Here is a 13,707-nt window from a genome sequence, read left to right on the forward strand (position 1 = left end):
GGCCCGCCGCGCCCTGCGCGCCGCCTTCGACTGGTGGCTGGAGTGGGAGCACGACGACCACCCCCGCCGCCACCTCGACCTCAACCACCTGGCGTTCGCCATGTCCGCCGCCGGGCGCCCCGCCGAGGCCGCCGCCCTCTTCCACCGCATCGGCCCGCACGCCACCCGCGAGCCCTGGTCCTACCTGGGCGGCGACCCCCGTACGGCCTTCCACGAGGCCCGCGCGCGAGCGCTCGGCTTACCGAACGCCCCCGGACTGCCGAACGCCCCCGGATTACCGAACTCTGACATCCGCCCGGATCCACTGGCCCCGGCCGCCCCGACGGTGTTCGAATGACGGCGTGAAGCCCGAAGAACCTCCGGAGGACCGCGCGGACCTCCCCGAAACCGAAGCCGGATCTGAAGCCGGATCTGAAACCGGATCCGAAGCCGCTGCCGACGCGCGCGGCAAGCCGATCGGCCGCCGTGTCTTCCTCGGCACCGTCGCCCTCGGCGCCCTCGGCGTGGCCACCGCCCCCGCGCTGCAGCGCGGCTTCGAGGCGCTCTCCGGCCAGGACCCCACCGGACTGAGCGGTCTGCTGCCCAACGGCGGCGGTTTCCGCTACTACTCCGTCACCGCGTCCGTCCCCCGCAAGGGCCCCGCCGACTACCGGCTCACCGTCGGCGGCATGGTCGACCGCCCGCACACCTACACCCTGGACGACCTGCGCGCCCTGCCGCAGACCCGGCTGGTGAAGGACGTCCAGTGCGTCACCGGCTGGCGCGTCCCGGGCACCCCCTTCCAGGGCGTACGCCTGGCCCACCTCCTGGACCTGGCGGGCGTCCAGTCCTCCGCGCGAGCCATCCGCTTCACCTGCTTCGACGGCGCCTACACCGAGAGCCTCACCCTCGACCAGGCCCGCCGCGCCGACGTCCTGGTCGCCCTGCGCATGCAGGACAAGGACATCGGCCACGACCACGGCGGCCCCGTCCGCCTCTACGTCGCCCCGATGTACTTCTACAAGTCCGCCAAATGGCTCTCGGGCATCACGGTCACCGACCGCGTCCGCCCCGGCTACTGGGAGAACCGCGGCTACGACGTCGACGCCTGGGTCGGCCGCTCGAACGGACGGACCGATGACCCCACCAACTGACACTGCGGCCCCGCCCGAGACCGCCGAGACCCGCGTCCCCCGCTTCACCCCCGCCGAACGCTGGACCCACCGCGTGACGGCACTCCTGATGGGTGTGTGCGTGGCGACCGCCGCCTGCCTCTACATCCCGGAACTCGCCGTCCTGGTCGGCCGTCGCGCCCTGATCGTCCGCATCCACGAATGCGCGGGCCTGGCTCTCCCGGCCCCCGTCCTCCTGGGCCTGACCTCCCGCGCGCTCCGCGCCGACCTCGGCCACCTGAACCGCTTCGGCCCTCACGACCGAGCCTGGCTCCAAGCCGTGTTCCGCCGCACCCCCCACCGCCCCGCCGCCAAGTTCAACGCGGGCCAGAAGCTCTACTCCGCCTGGATCGCCGGAGCCACCCTCGTCATGCTCGGCACCGGCCTCATGATGTGGTTCACCCACCTCACCCCCCTGATGTGGCGCACCTCCGCGACCTTCGTCCACGACTGGCTCGCCCTCACGATCGGCGTCGTCCTCGCCGGGCACATAGGAATGGCCCTGGCAGACCCGGAAGCCCGCCAGGGCCTGCGCACCGGCACGGTGAGCCGCGCGTGGGCGGAACGGGAACACCCGTTGTGGCGCCCTTAGCGGCCTTGTCCTACAACACGCTCGTCATCCCACCATCGACGTACAGGACCTGCCCGTTCACGAAGTCAGCGGCGGGCGACGCCAGGAACAGCAGCCCACCCACCAGATCCTCGGTCCGCCCCCAGCGCCCCGCCGGAGTTCGCCCCCGGACCCACGCGCTGAACTCAGGGTCCTCGACGAGCGGTCGGGTCAGGTCGGTCTCGATGTAGCCGGGCCCGAGGCCGTTGACCTGGATGCCGTACGGCCCCCAGTCGGCGCACATGCCCTTGGTGAGCATCTTCAGCGCGCCCTTGGCCGCCGCGTACGGCGCGATGCCGGGGCGGACGACCTCGCTCTGGAGCGAGCAGATGTTGACGATCTTTCCGTGGCCGCGCTCGGTCATGCGCCGGGCAGCCTCGCGGCCGACCAGGAACGCGCTCGTGAGGTTGGTGTCCAGCACGTGCCGCCAGTCGGAGTCGGTGAACTCCGTGAGCGGCGCGCGCAGTTGGACACCCGCGTTGTTGACCACGATGTCGAGCGGGCCCACCCGCTCCTCGACGTCGGCGATGCCCGCGGCCACGGCGGGGCCGTCCGTCACGTCGAACACCGCCGTGTGCACCCGGTCGCCGGGCAGCTCCTCGGCCGCCCGCGCGAGGCGGTCCGCGTCGCGGCCGTTGAGGACCACGGTGCAGCCCGCCTCCGCCAGGCCCCGGGCCAGCGCGAGGCCGATGCCCCGGCTGGACCCGGTGACCAGTGCCGTACGGCCGCCGACGTCGAAGAGAGGGTGAGCCGTCATCGTCGTACCGTCCCTAGATCACCAAGGAGAGGAGCAGGACCAGGGCGCCTGCGACCACGGAGATGATCGTCTCCATCACCGACCAGGTCTTGACCGTCTGGCCGACGCTCAGCCCGAAGTACTCCTTCACGAGCCAGAAACCGGCGTCGTTGACATGGCTGAAGAAGAGCGAACCGGCGCCGATGGCCAGGACCAGCAGGGCGGTGTGCGTGGTGGACATGTCGGCCGCGAGCGGCGCGACCAGACCGGCCGCCGAGACCGTGGCCACCGTGGCGGAACCGGTCGCGAGCCGGATCGCCACCGCGATCAGCCAGGCGAGCAGCAGCGCCGGGATCGACCAGTCCTTGGAGATGTCCAGGATCATCTGGCCGACACCGCAGTCGATCAGCGTCTGCTTGAAGCCACCGCCCGCGCCGACGATCAGCAGGATGCCGGCGATCGGCATCAGGCCCTTCTCGACGGTCTGCTGGAGACGGCCCTTGGTGAAGCCCGCGGGACGGCCCAGCGTGACGAAGCCGAGGATCACGGCGGCGAGCAGCGCGATCAGCGGAGAGCCGACCACGTCGAAGACGCGCTGGGTCATGTTCGCCGGGTCGTCGATGGCGATGTCGACGAGCGCCTTGGTCAGCATCAGCACGACCGGCAGCAGCACGGTGGCGAGGGTCGCGCCGAAGCTCGGACGGTTCTCGAGGCGCTCGGAGGCGCGCTCGGTGATCATGCGGTCGGGCGCCTGGACGTCGACCCAGCGGGCGGCGACCTTGGAGAACAGCGGACCGGCGATGATCACCGTCGGGATGGCGACGACGAGGCCGAGCGCCAGGGTGACACCCAGGTTGGCCTTGACCGCGTCGATCGCGACCAGCGGGCCGGGGTGCGGCGGGATCAGACCGTGCATCACGGACAGACCGGCCAGCGCCGGGATGCCGATGCGCATCAGGGAGTAGTTGCCGCGCTTGGCGACCATGAGCACGACGGGGATCAGCAGGACGATGCCGACCTCGAAGAAGAGCGGCAGACCGATCACGGACGCGATGAGCACCATGGCCCACGGCATCGCACGGCCGCCCGCCTTGGCGAGGATCGTGTCGACGATCTGGTCGGCGCCGCCGGAGTCGGCGAGCAGCTTGCCGAGGATCGCGCCCAGCGCGATCAGGACGCCGACACCGGCGACCGTGTTACCGAGGCCGGTCGTGAAACTCACGATCGCCTTGTCGAGCGGAGCGCCCGCCACCGCGCCGAGCACCAGCGAACCGATGGTCAGGGCCAGGAAGGCGTGGAGCTTGAACTTGGTGATGAGAAAAACGATGACGGCGATGCCCACCAGGACGGCTATGCCCAACTGGGCGTGGCCGGCCGAAGTGATCGGCTGGACGCTGTCCGCTGCCAGCATCTCGACGCTGAGTCTGGTCACGGGGTTCCCTTGCAGGTACGGGGGACGTGGGTGAAGGTGCTACGGGGGTACTACGAGGGCCCTGCCGGGGCCCTACTGGGATGCGACGGAAAGCGCTTCCAGGGCCTTGACGGCACGCTCGGTGATCTCTTCGGGGCCGCCGCCGACATCCACGGCGACTCCGGCCTCGTCCGCCTCAAGCGGCTGGAGCGTGGCGAACTGGGAGTCCAGCAGCGCGGTCGGCATGAAATGCCCCTGCCGCTGCGACATCCGGCCCTCGATCAGCTCACGGCTGCCGCTGAGGTGGACGAAGACGATCCCGGGGGCCTCGGCCCGGAGCCGGTCACGGTACGACCGCTTCAGCGCCGAGCTGCTCACCACCCCGCCGAGCCCCGCCCGGCCGTGCGCCCAGGTGCCGATGGCATCCAGCCACGGCCACCGGTCGGCGTCCTCCAGCGGAATCCCGGCCGACATCTTCTCGATGTTGGCCTGCGGGTGGAAGTCGTCGCCTTCGGCGTACGGGACGCCCAGCCGGGCGGCGAGCAACGGACCGATCGTGGTCTTGCCCGTCCCGGCGACGCCCATCACGACGACGACCTGGGGGGTGCGCATGACTGCCTCGCTGTCTTCTTCGACATCCGACGCCGAACTCCGGCGTCGCCACACTGAAACCTATTAGGTACGACAAATTCAAGAGTCTGTGACATATAAGTCTGACTTTTTGTCTCTGTGATCCAGGCCGTACGCTGAGTGCATGAGCACACCGGGCCGGGGGCTGCACGGCCGCGTACTGGACACCCTCGGCCCTGCCATCACCGCGGGCGAGTACCCGCCGGGCAGTGTGCTGCGCACGGACGAGCTGGCCCAGCACTTCGAGGTCTCCCGCTCCGTGATGCGCGAGGCCGTACGCGTGCTGGAGTCCATGCACCTCGTCGAGTCCCGCCGCCGGGTGGGCGTGACGGTGCGCCCCAAGGCCGAGTGGAACGTCTACGACCCACAGGTCATCCGCTGGCGCCTGGCCGGCGCCGACCGCCCGCACCAGCTGCGCTCGCTCACCGTGCTGCGCTCCGCGATCGAGCCGGTCGCCGCGGGCCTCACCGCCCGCCTCGCCACCGCCGAACAGTGCGCCGAACTCACCGAGTGCGCGCTCGGCATGGTCTCCAACTCACGCGGCCACCGCCTGGACCAGTACCTGATCCACGACATCGCCTTCCACCGCATCATCCTCACGGCCTCCGGCAACGAGATGTTCGCCCGCCTCGGCGACGTCGTCGCGGAAGTCCTGGCAGGCCGCACCCACCACGAGGTCATGTTCGAAGACCCCGACCCGGCCGCCGTCACCCTCCACGTCCGCGTCGCCGAGGCGGTACGCGCCCGCGACAGCGTCCGCGCGGAGGAACTCACGCGCGAGATCGCGGTGGGGGCGCTTCAGGAGCTGGACATCCTGGTGCCGTAGGGGAGTTGAGCGGGGGGTGTTTTCGTGACGCCCCGTCAGTCGAGGAACTCCCCGTCGACGTACACCCATTCCCCACCGACCCGCTCGAACCGGCTCCGCTCGCATAGCTCTCCGCCCCGATAGGACGCCCGGAACGTCACGGTCCCCCGGTCGTGGAACGCGGACCCGTCGACGCGGTCGAGAATCTCGAGTCCCGACCACCGCATGTCGGGGTCGAGGTCGAGCTGGGCCGGGCGGGTACTCGGGTGCCAGGTCTTGAGCAGGTACGCGACATCTCCCACGACGAACGCGGAGTACCGCGACCGCATGAGGGTCTCGGCGGTGGGCGCGGCACCCGCACCGGCGTGGAACCTTCCGCAGCAGTCCCCGTAGCTCTTCGGGAGCCCGCAGGGGCACGGGGTGGTGGGGGTGACAGGGGTGGGGCGGGGGGTGCGTCGGGCCATGGGGGTCATTGTGCCGGACCGCTCCCCGGGGCCCGAGTCAGAACGGCGGGTCATCGGTTCAGCCACCTGCCCGGGAAGCGAGTTCGGCCACGAGGCGGGCGCGACGTTCGCGGTCCGCGATGTCGTCCGCGTTCTCCAGGTCACCGGTGTCGTGGCCCCACGCCTTCATCGCGTCCAGGGCGCGGTCCCGGTGGTGGCGGTCGGTGCTGGTGGCCAGCAGGCGCCGGGCGTGGTGGGCCAGTTCGGCGTGGTGTGCGGTGAGGGCGGGGTGCTCCGTGAGGGGGATCGCGGTGATCAGGGCCGCGTGGCGTACCTCGGCGTCGTCGTGGCCGAGGAGGGGATGGACGGCGGAGAAGATCGCCGGACGCAGGTCTCGGAACGCGCGCAGCTCTCGGTACTCGTCGAGGTAACCCTCGCCGAAATGGCGTTCGCTGACGTTGACGCATTCGTCGTCGGCGTCGTAGGCGGTGTCACTGAGCCAGTCGAGCAGTCTCACGAGGGTCGGGCCGGTATCGGGGCCGAACTCGCCTGCGGTGATGGCGGGTTGGTCGAGGATGGCCGCTATGTAGAGCGCTACGGGCACGGTGGCCTCGTAGATGGTGTTCTGGTGGGACACTCCACCGAGCGCGTCATCGGCGGCGGCCGACCTGACGACCGGGTCCGGGTCCAGCAGACCTGCCAGCGCCGTCGGCAGGGATTCACCCGTCCCCCGAGGCGTGGCAAGCGCCCCCCAGTCCGTGTTGTCCAGGAGGGCCTGGTGGTGAGGCAGTTCGGGAGAACGCGGGTTCCCGGTCTGACTGCGGAGGTCGGCCGAGCTCACGGCGACCACACATACGGCGTAGTAGTGGTGACCGCGTGCAAGCCGAGCCGGTTGAGGATGGGCGCGCTGTCCGCCGACGCGTCGACGTAGAGGTACGGGACCCCGCGGGCGGCGGCGAGCTGCGCCCGGTGGGCGACCATGGCGCGGTAGATGCCCCGTCCGCGCCACTCCTTGAGCGTGGAGCCGCCCCAGAGGCCGGCGAAGTCGATGCCGTCCTTGAACACCAGCCAGGCGGCGCAGACGACTTCGGTTCCTGCCTCGGCGACGAGGACGACGGTGTTGTCCGGGGCGTTCTCGATCCGGGCGGCCAGGTCGTCGGCGAGCCAGCTCCAGTCCTCGCCCCAGACGGCGCTCTCCATGGCGGCGATGCGTTGGAGGTCCGGGCGGGCGGCGACCTGGCGCAGGGTCACGCCGTCGGGCAGGACCGGGTCGGCGGCAAGGTCCGAGGACCGCCCGACGAGCACGGTCTCGCTGTCCTCGGCGACGAAACCGGCCGCCGCGAGCCGGTCGGTGAGGTCGGTGGGGAGATCGTGAGCGCGCGTCTTCCACTCGACCGCCTCACCACGAGCGGCGTAGAAGTCCCGCTGCCGCGCGATGAGCGCGTCGAGTTCCGTCCCGTACACGCCGAGGTCGCGTGGCCCCGTGACGAATCCCCGGTGCCAGCCGACGACACGGGTCAGGGGACCGTCCCGCTCGATACGAGCGCTGCCGCCCGGCGGGGTGACGCCACGGAGCTGGGCGTCGTACGTGGCCCGGAGTTCGTTGATCAGCTTGTCCTCCACGGGGACACCGTACGAACCGGGTCAAGCGATTAAACGGCGTCGGGCGGCGCGTGGCGGCTCACGTACTCGCGCAACTCCGCCCCGTGCGGCGGAAAAGAAGAAGACCCCGCCGAAGCGGGGTCTCTCGCTGGTGTCCGAGGGGGGACTTGAACCCCCACGCCCGATAAAGGGCACTAGCACCTCAAGCTAGCGCGTCTGCCATTCCGCCACCCGGACAAGGTGTCTGTCGTGCGGGGTTTCCCTCGCGGCGACAGAGGAAACATTACCAGGCTTTCGGGGGTGTCCGATCACCCCCCGGTCGCCCCCTGGTCACCCCCGGCCGCCGGGGCCGTTCCCGTGAACGCCGTGTTGCCGAGGGGGCCCGGTCTTGGACGCGGGCGGGGGCGGGGAGAGGATGAAGGGGGAGCCGGCGGACACCTCGGCGGATCCCCACCAGCACATCCACCAGCAGTGACAGCGGGAGGAAGCAGCGTGAGCGAGACGGACACGGCCAGGGGCGTCACCGGTGAGGACGAGGTCGTGGACCTCTGCCGCGAGCTGATCCGGTTCGACACCAGCAACTACGGCGACCACTCGGGCCCCGGCGAACGCGCCGCCGCCGAGTACGTCGCGGAGAAACTCGCGGAGGTCGGACTTGAGCCGGAGATCTTCGAGTCGCACCCCGGGCGCGCGTCCACCGTCGCGCGGATCGCGGGCGAGGACCTGTCCCGGCCCGCGCTGCTGATCCACGGCCACCTGGACGTCGTACCGGCCAACGCCGCCGACTGGACCCACGACCCCTTCTCCGGCGAGGTCGCCGACGGGTGCGTGTGGGGGCGCGGGGCCGTCGACATGAAGGACATGGACGCGATGACGCTGGCCGTCGTGCGCGACCGGCTGCGCAGCGGACGGCGGCCCCCGCGCGACATCGTCGTCGCCTTCCTGGCCGACGAGGAGGCGGGCGGTACGTACGGCGCCCGCTACCTGGTCGACCACCACCCCGAGCTGTTCGAGGGCGTCACCGAGGCGATCAGCGAGGTCGGCGGATTCTCGTTCACCGTGAGCGAGCAGCGGCGGCTCTACCTCATCCAGACTGCCGAGAAGGGCATGCACTGGATGAAGCTGACCGTGGCCGGCACCGCCGGGCACGGCTCGATGATCCACCGGGACAACGCCATCACCGAGTTGTCCGAGGCGGTCGCCCGGGTCGGCCGCCACAAGTTCCCGGTACGGGTCACCAAGACCACCCGCGCCTTCCTGGACGAACTCGGCGACGCGCTCGGCACCGAGCTGGACCCCGAGGACATGGAGGCCACGCTCGCCAAGCTCGGCGGCATCGCCAAGCTCATCGGCGCCACGCTCAGCAACACGGCCAACCCGACCCAGCTGAACGCCGGCTACAAGGTCAACGTCATCCCCGGCGAGGCCACCGCCCACATCGACGGCCGCTTCCTGCCCGGCTACGAGGAGGAGTTCCTCTCCGACCTCGACCGGCTGCTCGGCCCGAACGTCCGCCGGACCGACGTGCACTCCGACAAGGCCGTGGAGACCACCTTCGACGGCGCCCTCGTCGAGGCCATGCAGTCCGCGCTGCTCGCCGAGGACCCCGCCGCCAAGGCGATCCCGTACATGCTCTCCGGCGGCACCGACGCCAAGTCCTTCGACGACCTCGGCATCCGGGGCTTCGGCTTCGCGCCGCTCAAGCTGCCCCCGGAGCTGGACTTCGCGGGCATGTTCCACGGCGTGGACGAGCGGGTGCCGGTGGACGGTCTGCAGTTCGGCGTGCGCGTGCTCGACCGGTTCATCGACGCCTCGTGACCCTTGCGAGGCCCGTTAATCAGGCAGGCGTACGAGATCTACTGAGAAGGGTGAATGCGACCATAAGCTCGTAGCTCCATTACTCCCTCCTCGTTACACGTGATGCGACTCCGCACCTTGGAGCCGCAGTGCCAACTAGGAGGAATGATGATCAAGAAGGTCGTCGCTGCCGTCGCCGCCACCGGTGGTCTGGTTCTCGCCGGCGCGGGTATCGCCGCCGCCGACGCGGGTGCGCAGGGTGCCGCCGTGGGTTCGCCGGGTGTGCTGTCCGGCAATGTCATCCAGGTGCCGGTGCACGTTCCCGTGAACGTCTGCGGCAACACGGTCAACGTGATCGGGCTCCTGAACCCCGCCTTCGGCAACACCTGCGTCAACGACTGACGCGGGCTCCCCGAGGGGCGTCTTTTACGAGCCGTCGGCCCCGCGGTGCGCGCCATGCGCTACGGGGCCGACCGGCCTTTTCCGTAGTCGAGGGCAGGGAATTTCAGGGGGGAACACAATGATGCGACAGGGCACCCGCAAAGGACTGCTCACCATGGCCGCCGCCACCGGTGTGATCGCCGCCGCGAGCGGCTACGCGCACGCCGACGCGGGCGCGGCCGGCTCCGCCGCCGGATCACCCGGCGTACTCTCCGGCAACAGCGTGCAGGTCCCGGTACACATCCCGGTGAACGCCTGCGGCAATACCGTGAACGTGGTCGGGCTGCTCAACCCGGCGGCGGGCAACGCCTGCGGCAACGCGGGCGGCGGCGGCAACGGCAGCGCCGGGGGCGCGCACGCCGGCGCACACACCCGCAACTCGCCCGGCGTGGGCTCGGGCAACACCGTCCAGGCACCGGTCGACATCCCGGTCAACCTGTGCGGCAACAGCGTCAACGTCATCGGCCTCGGCAACGCCGCGGGGGGCAACGACTGCGGCAACGGCGGGGGCGGCCACCAGAACCCACCGGGGAACCCGGGCCAGCCGGGGAACCCGGGTCAGCCGGGCCATCCGGGTCACCCCGGGCACCCTGGGAATCCCGGCCACCCGGGGCACCCTGGTAACCCGGGGACTCCGGGCCACCCCGGTCATCCGGGGAACCCCGGTCACCCTGGACACCCTGGTAACCCCGGTACGCCGGGGCATCCGGGCCACCCCGGAAACCCGGACGAGCCGTGCCCTCCGGGACACGAGCACCCGGGTCACCCTGGACACCCCGGCCATCCTGGGCACCCGGGTCACCCCGGTCATCCTGGACACCCCGGCCACCCGGGCAACCCCGGAAACCCGGGCACCCCTGGAACCCCCGGCCACCCGGGTAACCCCGGCACCCCCGGCCAGCCGAGCAACCCCGGTACTCCCGACAACCCCGGCACCCCGAGCAACCCGGGCACGCCCAGCACCCCCGGAACGCCGAGCACCCCCACCACCCCGGCCAAGCCCACCACCCCGGCCAAGCCCACCACCCCGAGCAACCACGGCTCCTCCCAGGTGAGCACCGGCGGCGGTGCCGTCCAGTCCCCGGCCGGAGGCGCGCAGCTCGCCCACACCGGCGCCGACGTGCCGCTGGGCCTCGCCCTCCCGTCGGGCGCGGTCGCCCTGCTCGCGGGCGCGGTGCTGTACCGCAAGACCCGTCGGGCCGCGTGAACCGCGCCGCGTAACCCACCACGGGCAGACCGGAAAAACGGAGCGGGCCCCACACAAGAGGGGCCCGCTCCGTTCAGTCGTCCAGCTTCAGTCGTCCTGCTTCACCACGTGGCCCGCACCTGGCGGATGATCCGCCGGCGCAACCGCACTCTGCGGCTGCCGTCACGCAGCAGGCTCAGTCGGTCCAGCTCCCAGTGTCCGTACTCTGCATGGTCCGTCAGCAGACGCGTCGCCTCCTTGCGGGTGACCCCGCGAGGTACGTACACGTCGACAAATTCGTATTCCGGCATCGCATCTATTGTGCGGGCACGCGCCCGGTACGGATAGCGTCTGCACTATGTCTGATGCTGCGCAGCCCACCGCTGCCGAGGTACGCGCCGCCGCCGAGGCCGTCAAGACCGCGCTCGACCGCCACCTGGCGGCTGTCGAACGCCGGTCGGGTGAGGACGACCCGGCCGTCTACGAGGCGTTCAACCAGCTGGCAGCGGCCGCCGAGGCGTACGACGAACTGCTCTACGACCGCTACGACGAGGTCACCCCCTTCGAGATCCCCGGCGGGGACGACTCCCTGCCGCCGTACGCGGGCCCGGAGGAACCCCACGCGGTCAGCGTGGTGATCCGCCGTGACTACGCGGTGGCGGAGCCGCAGCGGCTGCTGGCGCAGGCCCAGCGGGTCGAGGCGGCGGAGTACGAGAGCGCGGGCCTGGACGACGAGGCCGCGGCCACGGTGCCGGGCGCGCTGACCATCCTGTTCGGGGAGTTCGAGCCCGACGAGATCGCCACCCGGCACAAGGAGTTCGGGCTGACCGAGGGCGATTCCACGCTGTGGGTGATGGCGGCGGAGGAGGCGGCCGAGCCGGGCGAGTGGCTGGAGGCGCCCTTCGAGCAGCTCGACCCGCAGCACGTGGTCTGCCGCTTCGACGTGAGCGCGGTCTTCGACCAGGACGAGGACACCGAGTCCGACGACGAGCTGGACGACGACCTCGTCGAAATGGACGGCGACGACGACCTGGAGCCCCTGGACGCCGAGCGCTGAAGCAGGGGGCGGTGCGGACCCGGTCGATCAGAGGTCCGCACCGCCCGTAAGCAGTCCGCTCAGCCCGTTCAGTCCGCCACCGGCACCTGCGCGGTCAGCAGCGTCCGCAGACGGGTCGTACGCGGCTTCGCCGGGACCTCCGCCACCGCGCGGGGCAGTGCCTGCTCCACCCCGTGCACCACGGACAGATGGCGCTCGGCACGCCCGAACGCCGTGTACACCCACGGCCGGCTCAGCGCCTGCGCGGCGTCGCCCGGCAGCACCACCACGGCGGCGGGCCAGCGGGCGCCCACCGCCTGGTGCGCGGTCACCGCCCAGCCGTGCCGCACCCGGCTCTCCACCAGCTCCTTCGCCACGACCACCGGACCGCCCGCGCACTCCAGATGCAGCCCCTCGGCGCCCGCCCGTACGACCCGGCCCGGCACCGAACGGCCCGGGGCGGGGGAGTGGACGACCACGTCGCCGGGGTCGAAGCCGCCGAAGCGGCCGGGGCCGGGGTTCAGCCGTTCCTTGAGCGCGGCGTTGAGCGCGCGCGTACCGGCCGCGCCGCCGTGGCCCGGGGTGATCACCACCGTCTGCTCGGGCCGCACGCCGAACGCCCGGGGGACCGACTCCGCGACGAGCTGCACCGTGCGGTGCACGGCCTCGCCCGCGTCCCGCACCGGGACGATGACGATTTCCTTGCCCGGCGCCTCGACCTGGCCCAGCTCACCCGCGCCGATCCCGGACACCAGCTCACCGAGCGGGCCGGGGTCGGGGACGCGGGAGGCGAGCTGGGGGCAGGCGCGGGCGGCGAGGAGGTCGGCGAAGACCCGGCCGGGACCGGCCGACCACAACAGCGCCGGATCGCCGCTCAGCAGCAGCCGCGCCCCGTCGGGCAGCGACTCGGCGAGCATCGCGGCGCCCTCCACGTCCAGCTGGGGCGCGTCCAGCACGATCAGCAGATCGAGGTCGAGGGCGCCCTCCTGGTCGCGGCCGGGACCCTCGGTGCCGGAGAGGACCCCGGCGACCGTGCCGACGCACGAGGCGTCGCCGGACAGCAGGGCGGCGAAACGCCGGGCGCCGTCGGGCGTGTGGCAGACGGCGAAGGCGCGCAGCCCCGCAGCGCGGGCGGCGTCCACCAGCGCGGCCGGTTCGGCGCGGGCCGTCTCGCCGCCGGTGTGCAGGACCAGACCGTGTCCGGCGACCGCGCGGACCAGCTCGGATGCCCCGGAGGACACCGCCTTCTCCCAGGCGTCCGAGGTCTCGTCGGACGGCGCGTTGATCAGTCGGCCCAGCGCGTCGGCCAGGCTCTCCTCCGCGAGCGCGTACCGCTCCAGGCCCGCCAGCACCCGGACCGGCCGCTCCTCCTCGCCCTCGGACTCCTCGTTCTGCGCGGTGGCAGCGGTGGGGCGGGCCGGTGCGCCGGGTTCCTCCAGGGCGTCCTGGAAGGCCAGCGCGTCGCCCTCCGCGAGCGCGGCCTGCATCGCCGCCTCCGCGTCCGGGACACCGCGCTGGGTGAGTGCCGCCGTGAGCGCCGGGAGTTCCAGAGCGGTGTGTCCGGCCAGCGCCGCCTGCTCAAGCAGCCACACGGTGAGCGCGCGGCCGCGCCGCTCGTCGTCGGGACGGCAGTCCGCGCCCAGCAGGGCCCGCGCGAAGCCGTCCGCCTGATCGGGGCGTACGCCGATGATCCGCAGCAACTGCCAGGGGTCCTCGCGGAGCACGGCGTCGGCGCCCTCGCCGAGCACCGAGGTCGCCTGGGCGGCCAGGGCGGGCGGCGCGCCGCCCTCGGTGAGGACGCGCCGTACGGCATCGACCGTCTCGGCGGGCGGTGCGACGGGCGCGGCGGGTACGGGCGC

General features: G+C 71.8%; 15 protein-coding genes, 1 tRNA gene and 1 pseudogene. 8 read left to right on the forward strand and 9 right to left on the reverse strand.

Features of this window, described 5'->3' with window-relative positions:
• The 3 genes and pseudogenes from GTW40_RS25955 to GTW40_RS25965 all read left to right on the forward strand — a co-directional run.
• Positions 1–337: pseudogene (locus GTW40_RS25955) on the forward strand (hypothetical protein); the annotation flags it as partial.
• A gap of 4 nt (positions 338–341) precedes the next feature.
• A complete protein-coding gene (locus tag GTW40_RS25960; protein WP_161182589.1) occupies positions 342–1,133 on the forward strand; it encodes a molybdopterin-dependent oxidoreductase in 792 nt (263 codons plus the stop codon).
• Positions 1,117–1,743, forward strand: coding sequence for a cytochrome b/b6 domain-containing protein (locus GTW40_RS25965; protein WP_161182590.1), 627 nt, complete (start codon positions 1,117–1,119; stop codon positions 1,741–1,743). Before GTW40_RS25960 ends, GTW40_RS25965 begins: the two co-directional genes overlap by 17 nt.
• Before the next feature lie 10 nt (positions 1,744–1,753).
• Here GTW40_RS25965 and GTW40_RS25970 read toward each other — a convergent pair whose 3' ends face one another.
• From GTW40_RS25970 to GTW40_RS25980, 3 genes are all read right to left on the reverse strand, one after another.
• Positions 1,754–2,518 carry an SDR family oxidoreductase gene (locus GTW40_RS25970; protein WP_161182591.1) on the reverse strand — a complete coding sequence of 255 codons (765 nt, stop codon included), beginning with the start codon at positions 2,516–2,518 and terminating at the stop codon, positions 1,754–1,756.
• 13 nt (positions 2,519–2,531) lie between these two features.
• Positions 2,532–3,929, reverse strand: a complete 1,398-nt coding sequence (locus GTW40_RS25975; protein ID WP_161182592.1) for a gluconate:H+ symporter — start codon at positions 3,927–3,929, stop codon at positions 2,532–2,534.
• Between the two features lie 72 nt (positions 3,930–4,001).
• Positions 4,002–4,520 carry a gluconokinase gene (locus tag GTW40_RS25980; protein WP_161182593.1) on the reverse strand — a complete coding sequence of 173 codons (519 nt, stop codon included), beginning with the start codon at positions 4,518–4,520 and terminating at the stop codon, positions 4,002–4,004.
• 142 nt (positions 4,521–4,662) lie between these two features.
• Here GTW40_RS25980 and GTW40_RS25985 point away from each other — a divergent pair, with 142 nt between their 5' ends.
• Positions 4,663–5,364: an FCD domain-containing protein gene (locus GTW40_RS25985; protein ID WP_161182594.1), complete on the forward strand. Its 702-nt coding sequence runs from the start codon at positions 4,663–4,665 to the stop codon at positions 5,362–5,364.
• A 35-nt stretch (positions 5,365–5,399) separates the two neighbouring features.
• Here the strand turns inward: GTW40_RS25985 and GTW40_RS25990 are convergent, their stop codons facing one another.
• The 4 genes from GTW40_RS25990 to GTW40_RS26005 all read right to left on the reverse strand — a co-directional run bounded on the left by GTW40_RS25990 (position 5,400) and on the right by GTW40_RS26005 (position 7,625).
• Positions 5,400–5,807 (reverse strand): YchJ family metal-binding protein, encoded by a 408-nt coding sequence (locus GTW40_RS25990; protein ID WP_161182595.1) that lies wholly within the window; start codon positions 5,805–5,807, stop codon positions 5,400–5,402.
• A 58-nt stretch (positions 5,808–5,865) separates the two neighbouring features.
• Positions 5,866–6,636, reverse strand: coding sequence for a hypothetical protein (locus GTW40_RS25995; protein ID WP_343245792.1), 771 nt, complete (start codon positions 6,634–6,636; stop codon positions 5,866–5,868).
• Complete coding sequence (locus GTW40_RS26000; RefSeq protein WP_161182596.1) at positions 6,624–7,409, reverse strand: GNAT family N-acetyltransferase; 786 nt, start codon at positions 7,407–7,409, stop codon at positions 6,624–6,626. The genes GTW40_RS25995 and GTW40_RS26000 overlap by 13 nt, the downstream gene beginning before the upstream one ends.
• A 128-nt stretch (positions 7,410–7,537) precedes the next feature.
• Positions 7,538–7,625: transfer RNA gene (locus GTW40_RS26005), tRNA-Leu, on the reverse strand.
• A 255-nt stretch (positions 7,626–7,880) separates the two neighbouring features.
• Between GTW40_RS26005 and GTW40_RS26010 the strand changes: the two genes are divergently transcribed.
• The 3 genes from GTW40_RS26010 (at position 7,881) to GTW40_RS26020 (ending at position 10,833) form a co-directional block, all read left to right on the forward strand.
• Positions 7,881–9,206, forward strand: a complete 1,326-nt coding sequence (locus GTW40_RS26010; protein ID WP_161182597.1) for a M20/M25/M40 family metallo-hydrolase — start codon at positions 7,881–7,883, stop codon at positions 9,204–9,206.
• A gap of 147 nt (positions 9,207–9,353) precedes the next feature.
• Positions 9,354–9,587, forward strand: a complete 234-nt coding sequence (gene chpH, locus GTW40_RS26015) for a chaplin ChpH (protein ID WP_161182598.1) — start codon at positions 9,354–9,356, stop codon at positions 9,585–9,587.
• A 121-nt stretch (positions 9,588–9,708) separates the two neighbouring features.
• Positions 9,709–10,833 carry a chaplin gene (locus tag GTW40_RS26020; protein WP_161182599.1) on the forward strand — a complete coding sequence of 375 codons (1,125 nt, stop codon included), beginning with the start codon at positions 9,709–9,711 and terminating at the stop codon, positions 10,831–10,833.
• Between the two features lie 101 nt (positions 10,834–10,934).
• Here the strand turns inward: GTW40_RS26020 and GTW40_RS26025 are convergent, their stop codons facing one another.
• Positions 10,935–11,123, reverse strand: a complete 189-nt coding sequence (locus GTW40_RS26025; RefSeq protein ID WP_018549191.1) for a DUF5703 family protein — start codon at positions 11,121–11,123, stop codon at positions 10,935–10,937.
• Between the two features lie 47 nt (positions 11,124–11,170).
• Between GTW40_RS26025 and GTW40_RS26030 the strand changes: the two genes are divergently transcribed.
• A complete protein-coding gene (locus GTW40_RS26030; RefSeq protein WP_161182600.1) occupies positions 11,171–11,869 on the forward strand; it encodes a hypothetical protein in 699 nt (232 codons plus the stop codon).
• Positions 11,870–11,937: 68 nt separating this feature from the next.
• On the opposite strand, the gene GTW40_RS26035 is transcribed toward GTW40_RS26030, so the two are convergent.
• A partial coding sequence (locus GTW40_RS26035) for a helix-hairpin-helix domain-containing protein (protein WP_161182601.1) occupies positions 11,938–13,707 on the reverse strand: 1,770 nt, incomplete at its 5' end.

Source organism: Streptomyces sp. SID4985, from assembly GCF_009863025.1.
Classification (GTDB): Bacteria; Actinomycetota; Actinomycetes; order Streptomycetales; family Streptomycetaceae; genus Streptomyces.

What these genes read in the sequence shown, in the direction of transcription:
- GTW40_RS25985 (WP_161182594.1), top strand. Translation starts at nt 4,663, where the DNA reads ATGAGCACACCGGGCCGGGGGCTGCACGGCCGCGTACTGGACACCCTC.
- GTW40_RS26025 (WP_018549191.1), bottom strand. Translation starts at nt 11,123, where the DNA reads ATGCCGGAATACGAATTTGTCGACGTGTACGTACCTCGCGGGGTCACC.
- GTW40_RS25990 (WP_161182595.1), bottom strand. Translation starts at nt 5,807, where the DNA reads ATGGCCCGACGCACCCCCCGCCCCACCCCTGTCACCCCCACCACCCCG.
- GTW40_RS25970 (WP_161182591.1), bottom strand. Translation starts at nt 2,518, where the DNA reads ATGACGGCTCACCCTCTCTTCGACGTCGGCGGCCGTACGGCACTGGTC.
- GTW40_RS25965 (WP_161182590.1), top strand. Translation starts at nt 1,117, where the DNA reads ATGACCCCACCAACTGACACTGCGGCCCCGCCCGAGACCGCCGAGACC.
- chpH (WP_161182598.1), top strand. Translation starts at nt 9,354, where the DNA reads ATGATCAAGAAGGTCGTCGCTGCCGTCGCCGCCACCGGTGGTCTGGTT.
- GTW40_RS25980 (WP_161182593.1), bottom strand. Translation starts at nt 4,520, where the DNA reads ATGCGCACCCCCCAGGTCGTCGTCGTGATGGGCGTCGCCGGGACGGGC.
- GTW40_RS26020 (WP_161182599.1), top strand. Translation starts at nt 9,709, where the DNA reads ATGCGACAGGGCACCCGCAAAGGACTGCTCACCATGGCCGCCGCCACC.
- GTW40_RS26030 (WP_161182600.1), top strand. Translation starts at nt 11,171, where the DNA reads ATGTCTGATGCTGCGCAGCCCACCGCTGCCGAGGTACGCGCCGCCGCC.